The organism is Faecalibacterium sp. I3-3-89 (assembly GCF_023347275.1).
GTDB classification, from domain to species: domain Bacteria; phylum Bacillota; class Clostridia; order Oscillospirales; family Ruminococcaceae; genus Faecalibacterium; species Faecalibacterium butyricigenerans.
Genome location: NZ_CP094468.1, coordinates 2294282 through 2309256, shown reverse-complemented (window position 1 = coordinate 2309256; position 14975 = coordinate 2294282). Strand labels below are relative to the sequence as shown.

Below are 14975 nucleotides of genomic sequence, written 5' to 3'. Positions count from 1 at the left end.
GCAATGTTTCGTATAATGGATATACCACATTTTACAGATGATTGCAAGCTTTTTATACGCTTTTCACGAGATTCAGTAAAAAACATGAACTCCTATGAAAGCAAAATATTCACATTCCATGGTTCTATGAAGGTGCCCGGAGCAATTGTGTCATTTTGACACAATTCCTTATTTCTCCATAAACCATAAAAATTCAACTTTTTAATGCAGCAGCTACAACGTTGGATTGCATATCGCAAATATACTATTTGAATATTGCGCTGATTTTTGTCTTGTTACGGTTTCGCAATAAGACCAAAGTGGTGGGTATCACGATGATACCCACCACTTTAGCCAAGTAAATTTTTATTTTTGAATCGTAAAACGGAACGAGGTTCCCTTCTCCACCGCAAAGCAGGCGTCTGCATGGGGCTTTGCGCCCCAGCTGTTGTCGCCGCCCACGCCGCGCTGGAAAGCAGCGCAGCGGACGACCGTCTTATTGTCGTCCCGGGGCAGCTCGTAAAGGTGGCGGGCGTTTTCCAGTTCATGGGGCGTGTAGGGCAGCGCCGAGAAGGTCATGCCGTCCCCTGCAAAGCCGATGCCTATATTCAATCCGCTGCCGGTGACAGTTGCACTGTACACGCCGGTGCGGCTGCCGCACTCCTGCGGGTAGACCGGGGTGTTCTGGGCAAAATCCTGCCGGACGTTGTAGTTCCACGCACCCATCTTGCCGCCTGCAGTGCGGTCGGCGGTGGTCTCCCGGGGGCCAAGACCCAGATAGGAGACTTCCGTCAGCTCCCGACGCAGCGGGAAGAGCAGACCGAACTCCGGCAGCTCAGTGCGCGTGCCCTGCCATGTCATGGTGATATCACAGCGGCCTGCGCCGTCAATGGCAAAATCAATGGGCAGCGTCTGCCCATCTGGCAGGGTGTAGTTTGCGCGGGCGATGACGAAATCGCCCTTTGTTTCAGCGGTCAGGTTATCGCAGCGGGCGTAGAGACCGGCGGTTTTCCAGAAGGCAAATGTAAACGGCTCTGCACAGCCCTCGTCGTTGTTGGTGGGCGCACGCCAGAAATTGGGGCGCACGGTATCGTCCAGCAGCTGCACGCCGTTATAGCGGATGGACACCAGCCCCTTGCCTCGGCCAAAGATGTACTCGAAGCCCTCGCCCTTTACGCCGACGTTGCAGTCCATCTCCACCAGCTGCGGGGCGGGCAGGGTCAGCCGGGCGACGGCGTAGTTGTGCCATACCTGCCCCAAAGCGGCTTCATAGCCCGCCGGGATGCCGGGCAGTGCAGCCCGCTGGATGGCGGTAACGGTCATGCAGGCAAGCCCAGCCTCCGGTAAGGCAAAGGGAAACGGGATGTGCTCCGTCCCGCCCGGCTTGCAGTCTGCCCGCAGCACCGCCCGGCGCTCCGGCTTGCCGTTGACCGAGGACGCAAACACAAGGTCGTAGGCGTTCAGGTCGGTAAAGAGATTCCGGTTTTCAATCACGGCTTCCGTGTCGGTCAGGGTGATCTTCAGCGGTGCGTAGGCCGCCTTGACGGCGTCCATTTTGGGGGTGTTACGGCGGTCGGGCAGCACAAGGCCGTCCACGCAGAATTCCCGGTCGGTGGGGCGGTCGCCGAAGTCGCCGCCATAGGCAAAGACGGGCTTGCCGTCCGGGCGTGTCACTGCAATGCCGTGGTCCATGTACTCCCAGATAAACCCGCCCTGATACAGGGGCTCTTCGTAGGCATACTCGGTGTAGTCGGTGATGCCGCCGCAGCTGTTACCCATGGCGTGGCTGTACTCGCACATGATAAAGGGCTTTTCCGGGTGCTCTGCCAGAAACTTTTTGATGTCTGCCACCGGGGTGTACATCTGGCTTTCCATATCGGAGGTGGCGGGGTACTCCCGGTTCCAGAAAATGCCCTCGTAGTGCACAAGGCGGCTGGGGTCGGTGTTGCGGAAATACTCGCTCATCTCCCACAGGGTCTTGCCGCCGTGGCTCTCGTTGCCGCAAGACCAAATGAGGATGGCCGGGTGGTTTTTGTCCCGTTCCAGCATGGCTTCGGCGCGGGCAAGCACATTTTCCCGCCACTCCGGGCGGGCACCGGGCAGCGTCCACTCGTCCGAGCCGTCCGCACCCAGCTTCTGCCATGTGCCGTGGGTCTCCAGATTGGTCTCCCCGATGACATACAGGCCGTATTCATCGCAGAGGGACAGGAAATAGGGGTCGTTGGGGTAGTGGCTGGTGCGCACGGCGTTGACGTTGTGGGCCTTCAGGTTCTTTACATCCCACAGCATCTCTTCCCGGCTGACGGTGCGGCCGGTGCGGCAGCTCCACTCGTGGCGGTTGACACCCTTGAACACGATACGCTTGCCGTTCAAAAGCATCTGGCGTTCTTTCAGCTCAAACTTACGCAAGCCGACTTTCAATCCGGTGCGCTCCACGAGAGCACCCTCGTTCAGCAGGGCAATTTCTGCTTCGTACAGGTTCGGCTGCTCGGCGCTCCACAGGGTGGGATGCTCCACCGTAAAGGTGAAGGAGACATCCTGCACGTCCTCTTCCACGTCCGGGTCGGCCTCGCCCTTGCCGAACACCACACCGCTGTCGTATTCGGCAGGTTCGCCCACCTCAGCAGACTGCTCCTCGCCATCAAACACCACCGAGATGGTGCCCGCGCCGCTGACCTTGCAATCAAAGGTGACAGTGGCACTGGAAAAGTCCGGGGCAAAATCCTGCTTCACAAAGACATCCTTGAGGTGAATTTCCGGCTTTGTGAACAGCTCCACAGAGCGGAACAAGCCGCTCATGCGCCAGAAATCCTGATCCTCCAGCCAGCTGCCGGAGGAGAAACGGTACACCTGTACCGTCAGGGTATTTTCGCCGGGGTGGACGGCGGCGGTCATGTCAAATTCAGCGGGAGTGAAGGTATCCTCGGTGTAGCCGATGTAAACGTCATTGCACCAGACGGCGGCAGCGCTGTCCGCGCCGTTCAGGCGCAGATAGCAGCTTGCCCAGCTTTCCGGCAGGGTGAAACTGCGCTGGTATTCCCCGATGGGGTTATAATCCTGCGGAATCTGACCGGGGTGCAGCTTTTCATGGCCGTCCCACGGGTACTGGGTGTTGACGTAATGGGGCGTGCCGTAGGGCTGGCCGGGCTTTTGCAGGCTCTGCATTTGGATGAAGCCGGGCACGGTCAGGGTGTCCCAGTCTGAGAAAGGCGCAGTCAGGTTTTCCGCATAGTGGAAAGCCCATTCGCCATCCAAGCTGACGGCCAGCGGCATTTCCGGGCTTGTCTGGTCTGCAAAATGAGCGTGGAAGGGCAAACGGTTCTGCTGGAAAATTTCCGGGTCGGCCAGAAGCGCCGATGTGATAGGATTATTTAAAGGCATAAATGTCACCTCGCAGCATTTTCTGCTCTCATTATAGCACAGAATATAAGAAAAACAGCCGCACAAAAACGACTGTTTTTCTATCGCAATTTTCAAAAATAGTGCCTATCAAAACGGCATATTTGCGATATGCAGTTTGCGGATGTTGCTTGTGCATTAAAAACGCAAACTGCTATAGAAAGAAGCGGCATCAGTTTGCTTCGTCAAAGACCTCGGTGTCCAGCACCGTGTGTCCCTTGGGGATGTGGTACTTCACGGCGGGCAGATGGACATTGGTGAAGTACAGGCTGGTGTTAGGGTCGCAGCCGATGACCACTGCTTCTCCCCTGCCGCGCACGGCGCAGCACAGGGTGTCGCAATGGGCTTCGGCGGTATCGTTTTCCGCGCTTTCGGCGTAGCCCGGTGTAAAATTGGGCACGGCAAAACCGCAGTCATAGGCTTCGCAGTCGAAACTGCTGTCAATTTCATGGTGGCGGCGGTGGCCGGTGGCCGTGGGAGTGATAGTGGTGGTCACCTCAATCCCGGGGAAGGGCGACCACTGCGCGGTCACAGCCCCGGCTTCAATTTCCCACGTTTTGCTCACCTTGCGCACAAACACGTTGTCGTCGATGACAAAGGCCAGCATACTGTCCGGCGCGGCCTGATTGAGCACCTCCCGGCTGCGGGAGGCGCAGAAGCCAAAGCGGGTATCGTAGGCAAATTTTGCATACTTTTCCGGGAACTGTCCGTGACCGTGGCCCTCGTTGACACCGGCGGCATAGGCCGTTACCCGCCCCGCCCGGCGCTGCACCAGCATATTGGCGTATGGCATGGGCTTGAGCCGCTCCAATGCGGGCATGGGCGCGGCTTCGGCAGACCAGAAGGGGTGGTCATCCGGCAAAGCAAGCAGCAAAAAGCTCTTCATGCCCCAGTAGGGGCTGCCGGGGGCGTTGTACCGCTCGGCCATGTACATCTGCGGGTAGCAGTAGCCGATGGTCAGGATGCCGTCCCGGTCGAACATTTTCTGCCCCAGCCACCAGTTGAAGTTGCGGACGATAAGGCCCTTCATTACCGGCAGGGGCAGCGGCTCCAGCCCTGCCCAGATGCAGGCCGCCCAGAAGCTGTTCTGGGCAAAGCGGTAGGTCAGGCTGCGGCCAAAGGGCAGGGCTGCGCCGTTGGCATCGAACCAATAGACGAACTGCTGCGCGAACAGCTGGGCGCGCTGGCGGTAGAGTGCAGCACGCCGGGGGTCGGTGTCGGCGGCAAATTTAGAGTAGAGCAGTCCGTAATACTGGATGGCCCACGGGATGTAGTAATCCTTTTGCACGGAGGCGCCATCGGTGGACCAGCCGTCGCCGCTGTAATAGCTGTCAATTTTGCAAAGGCCATCCTCCAGCAGTTCCGGGCTGTAAGGCATCCCCACGCTTTTCAGGGCAAGGTTTACAAGGATGCGGAAAAACTGCCAGTTGCAGTCCGGGATGGTGTGGGCGTTGATCTGCCCCAGCCATGCGGCAAGGTTCTGTTTTTCGGTATCAGAAAGCGGGGTCCACAGCTTTTCCGGTGCGGTGAGGATGCCGCAGGCAATAGCCGCCATCTCCACATAACACTGGTCGTATTCCCCGGTGGTGCCCCAGTATTCGGGGTTTTCCGGGTCGGTGCCGGCGGCAAGACCCTTGCGGTAGATTTTTTCAAACTCCGGGTCAGAGCCGCCGCCCACCCAGAAGGGCACCAGCGCCCACAGCGGGCGGCTGAAGGCTTCCAGCTCAATGGCATTTTGGTTGTAGGTCACACCCGTCTCGCCCAGATGCAGCCGGGCGCAGCCTGCGGAATAACAGGGCTTGAGGGGGTCGAGAAATTTGTGCATCAGTGCGGTAAAATCCGCTTTGGTCTGCAAGTTCATCACCAGTACATCTCCCAGTCTTTGGTCAGGCGGGTCAGCGCCTCCATGTAAAAATAATCGCCCCAGCTCGTACATTCATCCACGCCCTCCGGGGTGCAGGTGTTGTAGGGGCTCTTTTTGCTGTAAGTGCCGTGCAGCAGCTGGCCGGAGCCGAGGGTACCAGGCTTTACCGCATAATTTGCGGCAAGGCTGGCCAGCATCTGCCGTGCCAGTGTGCGCCACTGGGCAGCTTCTGTTTCGTCCACATACTTTGCCGCTTCCAGCAATCCACAGGCCACGATGGCAGCGGAGGAGGAATCCCGGGGTTCGCCGCTTTCCGGGGCAAAGAGCATATCCCAGCAGGGGATCATATCCTCCGGCAGGCGGGAAAGGTAAAATTCCAGCGCCTTGCGGAACACATCCAAAAACTTTTCGTCGTGGGTGTAGGTGTAGCCAATGGCGCTGCCGTACACGCCCCACGCCTGTCCCCGTGCCCAGAAGCTGTCGTCCTTATAGCCCTGACAGGTGCGTCCGCCCTTGGGGGTGCCGTCCGGGTTCATAAAGAAGGTGTGGTAGGTGCTGCCGTCCGGCCGGAAGGAGTTTGCCAGCGTGGTGGCGGTGTGGGCAGCGGCGATCTCGCGGTAGTGGTCGCTACCGGTCACCTGCGCTGCCCAGTACAGCAGCGGCACATTGAGCATGCAGTCAATGATATAGCGGTAGTTGCCGGGGTCGTCCATAGTGCCCCATGCCTGCAAGAAGCGGCCGCTGGGTTGGTAGCGGGTCAGCAGCTGGTCGGCGGCGGCAATGGCGGCGTTTTTGCCGGTTTCGCTGCCCACCAGCTTCCACGCTGCCACGCAGGTGGGGCTGTACAAAAAGCCCATATCGTGGTGGTCCACCTCCACCTTGCGGGCAATGCGGTCCGCAAAGCTGTCCACCTGAATGAGGGCGGCTGTCTTGAATTTTTCGTCCCCGGTGGCCTCGTAGGCCAGCCAGATCTCACCGGGCCAAAAGCCGCAGGTCCACTGGTTATTGGCGCAGCCGGGGTAGATATCGTTCACACTGGAATGGTTCTGGCACTGGTAGGTGTACAGGGGCAGATTGGTCTCCACCTGTTTGCAGGCATCGGCCAGTGCCTGCCGTGCCTCGGCGTCGGTCATAGCGTGGTTCTGGTAGGTTTTCATCATGATTACTCCTTAAATCCAAACGTAGGTATCTCTGCCCACCGCTGGCGCAGAAAGTGCATGCCCAGCTTGGGGCGGCGATCCCGGGTGAACAGACCTTTTTTGTTGCCATCCACCCGCATGGGGCCCTGCACAGTGTCGTAGTCTGCAAAGTTCCAGACAAATTCTCCCACAAACCACGGGCGCTTGTCAAACTCTGCATCCAGACGGCGGTAGAGCTCCACCTGAAACTCCTCACTGAACATCTCGGCTCCGGCGGTGTGCAGCCCTGCCACGGTGTCCGCACCGTACTCGCTCATCATCACGGGCTTGTGCTGCTCTGCCCAGAAATCCAGCTCCTGATTCAGGCCGTAGCAAGCGGCGTCCATGTCACCGGAAAGGTTGTACCAGCCGTAGTAGCGGTTGATGCAGACGATATCCATGGTGCGGGTGGTGATATCCTTGGTGTAGTCGTTCTGGCAGCAGACGAGGGTGACCGGGCGGTCCTGCGGGTCCAGCTGGTGCGCCAGCTCATACAGCGGGTGCCAGTAGTCGTAGGCATCCTGCGGGAAGTGCTCCAGATCCGGCTCGTTGCCAAGGCTCCACAGCACCACGCAGGGGTGGTTTTTGTCCCGATGGATCATCTCGGCAAGCACCTGCCGGTGATGCTCCGCAAGGGGGTATTCCTTATAGGGGTTCACCGCTGCCCCGCCGCCGATGCCCACCGCCGGGGTCTCGTCCATGACCAGAATGCCCTCCCGGTCGCACAGGTCGTAGAACTCCTCGGCGTAGGGATAGTGGCTGGTGCGCACGGCATTGGCGTTTGCCCAGTGGATCAGGTTCACATCCTTCACGTTCAGCACCGGGTCAAAGCCTCGGCCATGGGCGGTAAAGTCCTCGTGCTTGCAAAAGCCCTTGAAATAGAGCGCCTTGCCGTTCAAAAGCACCTGTGTGCCCCGCACCTCAATGCTGCGCACACCAAAGGTCTGGTCGTAGACATCTGCCCCGCAGGTGGCATGCAGGGTGTACAGGTAGGGCGTGCCGGGTCTGGGCTCCCAGAGATGCACTTCCGGGATGGTGATCGTGCCTTCTGCACTCTCGGCGCTTGCAACGGCGTTGCCGTCAGCATCCAGCACCGTGACACGGACAGGTGCGCTGCCGGTGGTTTTTACCGCGTACTGCACCGTGCCGTCCACGGCGGGCACTATGGTCACATCCTCGATGTACTCTTTAGGGGTGGTGTAGAGCACCACCGGGCGATGGATGCCCGCATAGTTGAAAAAGTCAAAGTTGGGGCGGTTCTGGGGTGCGGCGGCACGCTTGGCAGCCTCCACACTGGGGATACCCGCGTTGTCCGAGCCAAAGAAGGCCAGCTGCCCGTCCTCGTTGCCCACAGGCAGGGTGCTGTGGTTCACCCGGTTGTCACAGGCTACGGTCAGCAGTGCGGTCTCGCCGGGTTGCAGCAGAGCGGTGACGTCCGCTTCAAAGGGGGTAAAGCCGCCCTTGTGCTGCGCAATGAGCTGGCCGTTCAGCCAGACCTTGGCCGTGTGGGTCACCGAGCCGAACCGCAGCACCACCCGCTGCCCGGCGCAGAAGGCGGGCAGGGTGACCTTGCGCTGATACCACACCCAGCCGTAGTGGCGGCGCAGGGCGGTGGTCTGGTCGTTCTGGTCGTTGTAGCTGGCAGGTACCGCGATGGGCTGGGCGTCCGGCAGGGGCTTTGCGGGGTCGAACTGGGTTTCCGCGCAGCTGCCCAGCGCAAACGCCCATGTGCCGTCAAGGCTCAGCTTCAAGCGCGCTTCATTCTGTTCAGGATATAACATAACGCTTTCCCTCTATTTCTGCAAAAAATGCGGGGCGCGGGTACTGCCCACGCCCCGCTTACGGGTGATTTGTTTAGCCCTTGATGCCGGTGGATGCCACGCCCTGCACAAAGTACTTTTGCAGGGAGAGGAACACGATCAGCACCGGGATCAGTGCCACCACAGAGGCCGCCATGATCAGGCCGTACTCTGCAGAATACTGGGTGATGAACATACGCAGACCAATCTGGATGGTCTTGAGTTCGGTCTTGGTCAAGTAGATCAGGGGGCCAAGGAAGTCGTTCCATGTGTTCACGAAGGTGAAGATGGTCAGGGTGGACAGGGCGGGCAGGCTGAGGGGCAGCATGATGTGCCACCAGATGCCGTACTCGCTCAGGCCATCAATGCGGGCAGCCTCACACAGCTCGGTGGGCACGCCCTCGTAGAACTGCTTCATCAGGAACACGCCGAAGGCGCTGAAGGCCTGCAGGCACATAATGGCCAGATGGGTGTTGTTCAAATGCCACGAGCTCATCATCATGAACTGGGGCACCATGTAGGCCTGCCAAGGCACTGCAATGGTGGCAATGTAGCCGAGGAAGAGCGCGTTTTTGCCCTTGAACTGCATCTTAGCAAAGGCGTAGGCTGCAAAGGAGGAAGTGAACAGCTGCAACAGGGTGACCACCACGGTGATCTTGACCGTGTTTTTCACAAAGGTCAGCAGCGGGATCTGGGTCCAGATGTCCACATAGTTCTGCCAGCGGGGATTTTTGGGGATCCACTGGATAGGGAAGCCGAACACGTCCTTATTCAGCTTAAAGGAGGAGGACAGCATCCACAAAAAGGGCAGCAGCATACAAGCTGTGATGACGATGAGGAAGAAATAGATCAGGAACTTGGAGACGAAATTGCGGCGCTTCTGAGAGGCCTCGGTCTTGATAATAGCAGCAGACATGGTTCTTCCTCCTTTCTCAGTTCTCGCCCTTGGAGCCGCGGAACTGGATGATGGTAACGATCAGCACCAGTACGAACAGCACCATGGAAATTGCACTTGCGTAGCCGTATTTCGGGGTATTGACGAAGGCCACATTATAGATGTAGTACACCAGCGTCATGGTAGCAGTACCGGGGCCGCCCTGCGTGATCATGTACATCTGGTCGTAGACCTTGAAGCCGGAGATGGTGAGCATGATGACCACAAAGAAGGTGGTAGGCCGCAGCTGGGGCAGAGTGATGTGCCAGAACTGCTGCCAGCGGTTTGCACCGTCCAGCTCGGCGGCTTCGTTCAGGTCCGGGTTGCAGCCCTGCAGGCCGGCCAGATAGATGACCATGTAGTAGCCCATGTTCTTCCACACGCTGAACAGGATGACCGTGATCATGGCGGTGTCCTTGCCGGCAGCCCAGCGGGGCAGGTTTTCCACCGCCACGCCGAAGAACTGGTTCAGGATCATGTTGATGGGGCCCATGGAGGGGTTGAAGATCATGTTCCATACCGCTGCCACCGCCACCAGCGAAGCAACGTAAGGGAAGAACGCCACGGTGCGGAAAAAGTTGCGCAGCTTCACGTTCTGGTTCAGCAGCACGGCCATGGCCAGCGAGCAGGCCAGCGTAAGCGGCACGGTGCCGATGACATAGACGATGGTGTTTTTCAAAGCCGCCTGAAAGATTTTATCGGTGGTGAAGAGCTTTACAAAGTTTTTCAGGCCGACAAATTCAATGGCGTGGCGGCCGTCCCATGCGCAGAAGGCCAGCGCAATGGCAAACACCATGGGCACCAGCGTAAACACGCAGAAGCCAATGAAGTTTGGCGCAATGAAGGAATACGCGATCAGAGAATCGCGGGTCGATTTTTTTAGCACTTTACGGGGAGTTTTATTCTGGACAGCAGCACTCGCCATAAAAGAGCCTCCTTTCCCGGAAGTATAACCATTTTTCCAAAAAATGAGCGGGGCGGGCGCTGTGCATACCCGCCCCGCTCGGACAGGGCTTTTTTCCGATGCTCGTCCACCGGAAAATGAATGGGGATCGAAAATGATGAAGAAGGAGAACCGCAACGTATTGCGGAAAACGCTTTATCAGCCGAGAACTGCGGGAACCTGATCGTTCATGTTCTGGATGCCCTCGTCCACGGTCTCGCTCATGGTCATAATAGCATCGTGCTCGGCGTTCAGAATGGTCTCGATATCAGATGCGTACTGGGTGTAGGGCATTTCCAGATAGACATTGCTGGTGGTCAGTGCATCCACAGAATTGCTGTCCTCGGGGAAGCCCTCGGTGGACTTGATGATCTCGGCGGTAGCAGCGGAGCCGCAGGCCGGGAAGGTGCCGGTCTTGGCAATGGCCTGTGCGCCCTCCTCGGAGACACACCAGTTGATGAAGTCGGCAGCGGCCTCTGCCTTGGGAGAATCCGCGTTGATGGCCAAGCTGGTCACAGTGCCCAGCGTAGAACCAGCCTCTGCACCGGCGGGGTGCGGGTACTTGACGATGCCCCAGTTGAACTTGGTCTCGGCATCCTTCATGTAAGCTTCCAGCGTGGAGATGAACCAGCTGCCCATGTTGACCATTGCGCACTGCTGGTTCTCAAAGGCTGCGGAGTAGTGCAGAGAAGAGGTCTTGAGGTAGCCGTAGTCCATGCAGATGCCGTCCTTCTGCTGGGCAATGACCATATCGTAGGTGGGCTTCATGAAGTCGTAGGTGCCGTCGATGATGGTGTTTTTGCCGTCCAGAATGGAGAACAGAGAAGCGGCAGAGCGCCAGGTGTGGTAGTGGCAGCCATAGACCTTGGTGTCGCCGGAGCCGCTGGTCATCTTGCGGGCCAGAGCATCGTAATCTTCCATTGTCAGGTCATTGGAGGGATACTCCACACCGGCAGCATCAAACAGATCCTTGTTGTAGTACAGCACCCAGAAGTCGCTGCGGAAGGGCACGGCGTAGAAGTTGCCGTCATCGGTGGTCAGCTGCTCGATGGTGCCGTTGAAATCGCCGGTGTCGCGGGTCAGCACCTCATTCAGAGGCTTGAGGTAGTCCAGATTGATCAGGTTTGCGTAGCCGGGGATATCCTTGATGGTCACGATATCCAGATCAGCGCTGCCGGCCAGCTGGGTAGCCAGAACGGTCATGTAATCGCTGGAGCCCAGATCCACCATCTCGATGGTCACGTCCTTGTGGCTTGCCATGTAGCCGTCGGCCATGGCCTGCCAGTAGGGAGTGGACTCCTTATCCCACACTGACCACTGCAGGGTAACAGGGCCTGCGGCTGCGGAAGCAGCGGTGGAACCGGCAGTGGAGGAAGCAGCGGTGGAGCTTGCAGAAGAGCCGCCACAGGCGCTCAGGGCAGCAGCTGCGCCGCAGGCAGCGGCAGCGGTAAGGAACGAACGACGAGAGATCTTTTTCATAAGTGTGTCCTCCTTCAGGGCAGTGTGTTTGTTCTGTGCAGCGGCCTCCCCCGTGCCGGGGAGCCGCTCGCTTTTGTTGACACTAGGATACCGCACAAACGCAAAAACCGGAATGGAAAAATTCCGGGAAGAGTTGCAGTTTTTCTGTATCTTTTAAAAAAAGATGTACTTTCTTACACTGGAGTCTGCACTTTCTTGTTCTCTTGCACAGTTTGCATCCGTGACGAGAGAAAAAAGCATATAAAGTACACAATTCTCATGAAAAAAGCCGTTGACAAACCGCGCCGGAATCAGTACTGTATAAAGGAAAGAATGCAAACTGTCACCAGAAAGGAGGCACCGTTATGAAGAGCAGCCACCGTTTCCCGCTGCGGCGGCAGATCGTGTGGGGAATGCGCTTTTTTACCTTTCTTACCTCTCTGGCCGTGGGCGCGGCGCTGTTCATTCTCTCCAACCAATATGTGCGTGCCAACTCCCTGCAGGCGGCAGAGTTCAACCTGCGGCTGGTGGCTACCTCCATCGAGACCAGTCTGGAAAGCGCCGATGCTCTTTTGAACTGGGCTTCCATTGACAGCACCGTGCGGCGGTACATCTCGCAGGAAAATATCAACGGCACCCAGACCATTGCCGCCTACGAAGCCATGCAGGAAAAATACTATTCCAGCACCCTGTACAGCCATATCCTCCGCTTTTTTGTTACCAATGAGAACGACCGGCATTTGCAGTTCGGCCCGCTGAACTCCTCGGCTGCGCTCAACCGCACCAGCGTAAAGCAGTTTCTCACCAAGGGGTACGGGATGCAGTTCGCCACCGACCCGCTGCTGCCCGGCAGTCCGAGCTGCATCGCCATCAGCCAGCCTGTCCGCTGCGGCAAGGGCACCTTGCACCGGGGCAGCACCTACCTTGCGCTGGATACCGCCATTATCACCGACCCGGCAGCAGGTTACAGCCTGACCGACGGCAGCGCGTTGTACTGGGAGATGGGCAGCCGCCTGTGGCAGATCGAAAACGGCAGCCTGACCGAGATTGAAAATCCGCTGCGGGAGGTGGACTACACCCTGCGCACCGGCAGCAATAACGGCGTGACAGAGCAGACCGCATGGCAGGGCAAGGTGCAGCTGGACGGCCAGAAGTATTATGTAGTCAAGGTAACACTGAACGGCCGCAGCGCGGCACTGGTACAGCTTTTGCCCGCAAATACCTTTTTGCTGCACTACGGCGTGTACCTGTGGCTGGTCGCCCTTGGCACTGCCATCATCTGGGGACTGAGCTTTTTGATGCAGCACTGGCTGGAGCGGGTCATCACCCGCCCGGTGGAGGCGCTGCAAAAGCGCATCGAAACCGTGGGCAGCGGCAACTTTGCCCCCGACCGCACGGTGGAGTGGAACAACGAGCTGGGCGACATCGGCCGGGGCATCAACCAGCTGGCTGAAAACGTGGACAGCCTGATGACCCGCCGGGTGGAGGACGAACGTCGCAAGCAGGAGCTGGAATACCGGATGCTGCAAAACGAGGTGAACCCGCACTTTATCTACAACACCCTCAACAGCATCCGCTGGATGGCTACCATCCAGCACGCGCCCGGCATTGCCGAGATGGTCACCGCCTTTGCACGGCTGACCAAAAGCATCTCCAAAGGCACCCAGAAGCTGGTGCCTTTGCAGGAGGAGCTGGCATTGCTCAACGATTACTTTACCATCCAGCAGTACCGCTACGGCGGCGACCTGGAGATTGAGGTCTCCCGCATTGAAAGCGAGACCCTTTGCCGGGACTGCATGATTCCCCGGTTCACCTTGCAGCCGCTGGTGGAAAACGCCATCTTCCACGGGCTGGAACCCAAGGGCGGCCACGGCAGCGTGCTGCTGGATATCTCCACCGACCCGGATACCGGGGACGTATTGCTGCGCATTACCGATGACGGCGTGGGCATGCCGCCGGAGCAGGTAGCTCACCTTCTGGACGAGCCCGCCGAGGGTGCCGAAAAGGCTGAAAAGTTCCGTCATGTCGGCCTGTGGAACGTGAACCGCCGCATCCGGTATTCCTTTGGCGAGGGTTACGGCCTGACCATTGAAAGTGAAGAGGACGTGGGCACCGAGGTCACCATCCGGCTGCCCTATCAACAGAAAGGAGACACCCATGCTGCGGATATTACTGGTGGATGATGAGCCGCTGGTGCTCATCGGCCTGCAGGGGATGCTGGAATGGGAAAAGCTGGGCTATACCGTCTGCGGCACCGCCCGCAACGGAAAGCTGGCGCTGGAACTCATTGAGCGGGAGAAGCCGGATATCGTCATTGCCGACGTAAAAATGCCGGTGATGGACGGGCTTACCCTTGCCCGCACCTGCCGGGAGCGCAACGCCCTGCCCGCCTTTATCATGCTGACCAGCTTTGAAGAATTTGATTACATCAAGCAGGCCATGGGTGCCGGAGTGGTGGATTATCTGGTCAAGCTGGACCTGACCCCCGAAAACCTGCAAACCGCCCTTGCCAAGGCCGCCGAAAAGGTAAAAAAGGAGCGTGCTTTGCTGGGCGAATTGTCAGCACAGGAAAATCTTGCCGAGAGTGTGCGCAGCTATCAGGAGCGTTTTTTCGTGCGGTTGTACGCCGGGCTGTTCCCGGACGAAGCCGCATTGGAGCAGCCTTTGCAGCACATGGAGCTGAACCTTGCAAGCGACGCCTACCTTGTAGCCAGCTGCGAGATCATCGCCAACACCGCCCTTACCCCCGCCCAGCAGCTGAAGCTGAGTTTTTCCTGCGGGCGGATGCTGGAGACCACCCTGCAAAACTACCTGCCCTGCTATGTGACCGGGGCGGATGCCATGCGCTGCAATGTGCTTTTCTGCCTGACCGATGCCCAGTGCCAAAAATACCGGACGGTACTGCGCCCGCTGCTGGAACGCGCCAGCCAAATTCTATACAACTATTTCACGGTGCGGCTGCTCTGGGCGGTAGGACGCCCCACCGGCTCCCTGCTGGGGCTGGCGCGCCGCTGCCGGGAAAACGCCCACCTACAGCCCCTGCTCACGGTGGAGCAGCCCATCCAGTTCGTGGAGGTCAACGAGGGCGACGCCACCGCCGGGAAGATGCAGGTGGTGGCACAGGTGCAGGAGTATGTTAAGAATCATCTTTCGGAAAAACTGACGCTGGCCGATGTGGCGGCTGTATTCAATTTTTCGCCCAACTACCTCAGCCAGCTGTTCGGCAAATACGGCGACAGCGGCTTTGTGGAGTACATCACCGAGACCCGCATCGCTGCGGCAAAAGAGATGCTGGAACAGGGCGATTTGAAAGTATACGAGATCGCTGAGAAACTGGGGTACGAGAGCGCTTTCTATTTTTCCAAGGTATTCAAAAAGGTCACGGGGCTCAGCCCGCGGGAATACCAGCAAAGTATTTAAA

Annotated in this window: 9 protein-coding genes; 2 read left to right on the top strand and 7 right to left on the bottom strand. The window is 58.4% G+C overall.

The window, feature by feature from the left end; all coding sequences use genetic code 11:
• Window positions 1-345: 345 nt before the first annotated feature.
• The 7 genes from MTP38_RS11190 to MTP38_RS11160 form a co-directional block, all read right to left on the bottom strand.
• Window positions 346-3360, bottom strand: a complete 3015-nt coding sequence (locus tag MTP38_RS11190; protein WP_249233598.1) for a glycoside hydrolase family 2 TIM barrel-domain containing protein — start codon at window positions 3358-3360, stop codon at window positions 346-348.
• Between the two features lie 190 nt (window positions 3361-3550).
• Window positions 3551-5239 carry a DUF2264 domain-containing protein gene (locus MTP38_RS11185; RefSeq protein WP_120081032.1) on the bottom strand — a complete coding sequence of 563 codons (1689 nt, stop codon included), beginning with the start codon at window positions 5237-5239 and terminating at the stop codon, window positions 3551-3553.
• Window positions 5239-6402: a glycoside hydrolase family 88 protein gene (locus tag MTP38_RS11180; protein ID WP_158401021.1), complete on the bottom strand. Its 1164-nt coding sequence runs from the start codon at window positions 6400-6402 to the stop codon at window positions 5239-5241. Before MTP38_RS11180 ends, MTP38_RS11185 begins: the two co-directional genes overlap by 1 nt.
• A gap of 2 nt (window positions 6403-6404) precedes the next feature.
• Window positions 6405-8201 (bottom strand): beta-glucuronidase, encoded by a 1797-nt coding sequence (gene uidA, locus MTP38_RS11175; RefSeq protein WP_249233597.1) that lies wholly within the window; start codon window positions 8199-8201, stop codon window positions 6405-6407.
• A gap of 73 nt (window positions 8202-8274) precedes the next feature.
• Window positions 8275-9135: a carbohydrate ABC transporter permease gene (locus MTP38_RS11170; RefSeq protein WP_015565856.1), complete on the bottom strand. Its 861-nt coding sequence runs from the start codon at window positions 9133-9135 to the stop codon at window positions 8275-8277.
• 16 nt (window positions 9136-9151) lie between these two features.
• Window positions 9152-10078 carry a carbohydrate ABC transporter permease gene (locus tag MTP38_RS11165; protein WP_120081037.1) on the bottom strand — a complete coding sequence of 309 codons (927 nt, stop codon included), beginning with the start codon at window positions 10076-10078 and terminating at the stop codon, window positions 9152-9154.
• A gap of 177 nt (window positions 10079-10255) precedes the next feature.
• A complete protein-coding gene (locus MTP38_RS11160; protein ID WP_015565854.1) occupies window positions 10256-11575 on the bottom strand; it encodes an ABC transporter substrate-binding protein in 1320 nt (439 codons plus the stop codon).
• Window positions 11576-11919: 344 nt separating this feature from the next.
• Here MTP38_RS11160 and MTP38_RS11155 point away from each other — a divergent pair, with 344 nt between their 5' ends.
• On the top strand, window positions 11920-13737 hold the full coding sequence (locus MTP38_RS11155; protein WP_015565853.1) for a sensor histidine kinase: 1818 nt from the start codon (window positions 11920-11922) through the stop codon (window positions 13735-13737).
• A complete protein-coding gene (locus MTP38_RS11150) occupies window positions 13712-14974 on the top strand; it encodes a response regulator transcription factor (protein WP_015565852.1) in 1263 nt (420 codons plus the stop codon). The genes MTP38_RS11155 and MTP38_RS11150 overlap by 26 nt, the downstream gene beginning before the upstream one ends.
• Window position 14975: the final 1 nt, after the last annotated feature.

Bases quoted from the DNA above. Each gene is read 5' to 3' on its own strand.
- uidA (WP_249233597.1), bottom strand. From the start codon at position 8,201: ATGTTATATCCTGAACAGAATGAAGCGCGCTTGAAGCTGAGCCTTGAC.
- MTP38_RS11180 (WP_158401021.1), bottom strand. From the start codon at position 6,402: ATGATGAAAACCTACCAGAACCACGCTATGACCGACGCCGAGGCACGG.
- MTP38_RS11185 (WP_120081032.1), bottom strand. From the start codon at position 5,239: ATGAACTTGCAGACCAAAGCGGATTTTACCGCACTGATGCACAAATTT.
- MTP38_RS11165 (WP_120081037.1), bottom strand. From the start codon at position 10,078: ATGGCGAGTGCTGCTGTCCAGAATAAAACTCCCCGTAAAGTGCTAAAA.
- MTP38_RS11170 (WP_015565856.1), bottom strand. From the start codon at position 9,135: ATGTCTGCTGCTATTATCAAGACCGAGGCCTCTCAGAAGCGCCGCAAT.
- MTP38_RS11150 (WP_015565852.1), top strand. From the start codon at position 13,712: ATGCTGCGGATATTACTGGTGGATGATGAGCCGCTGGTGCTCATCGGC.
- MTP38_RS11160 (WP_015565854.1), bottom strand. From the start codon at position 11,575: ATGAAAAAGATCTCTCGTCGTTCGTTCCTTACCGCTGCCGCTGCCTGC.
- MTP38_RS11155 (WP_015565853.1), top strand. From the start codon at position 11,920: ATGAAGAGCAGCCACCGTTTCCCGCTGCGGCGGCAGATCGTGTGGGGA.
- MTP38_RS11190 (WP_249233598.1), bottom strand. From the start codon at position 3,360: ATGCCTTTAAATAATCCTATCACATCGGCGCTTCTGGCCGACCCGGAA.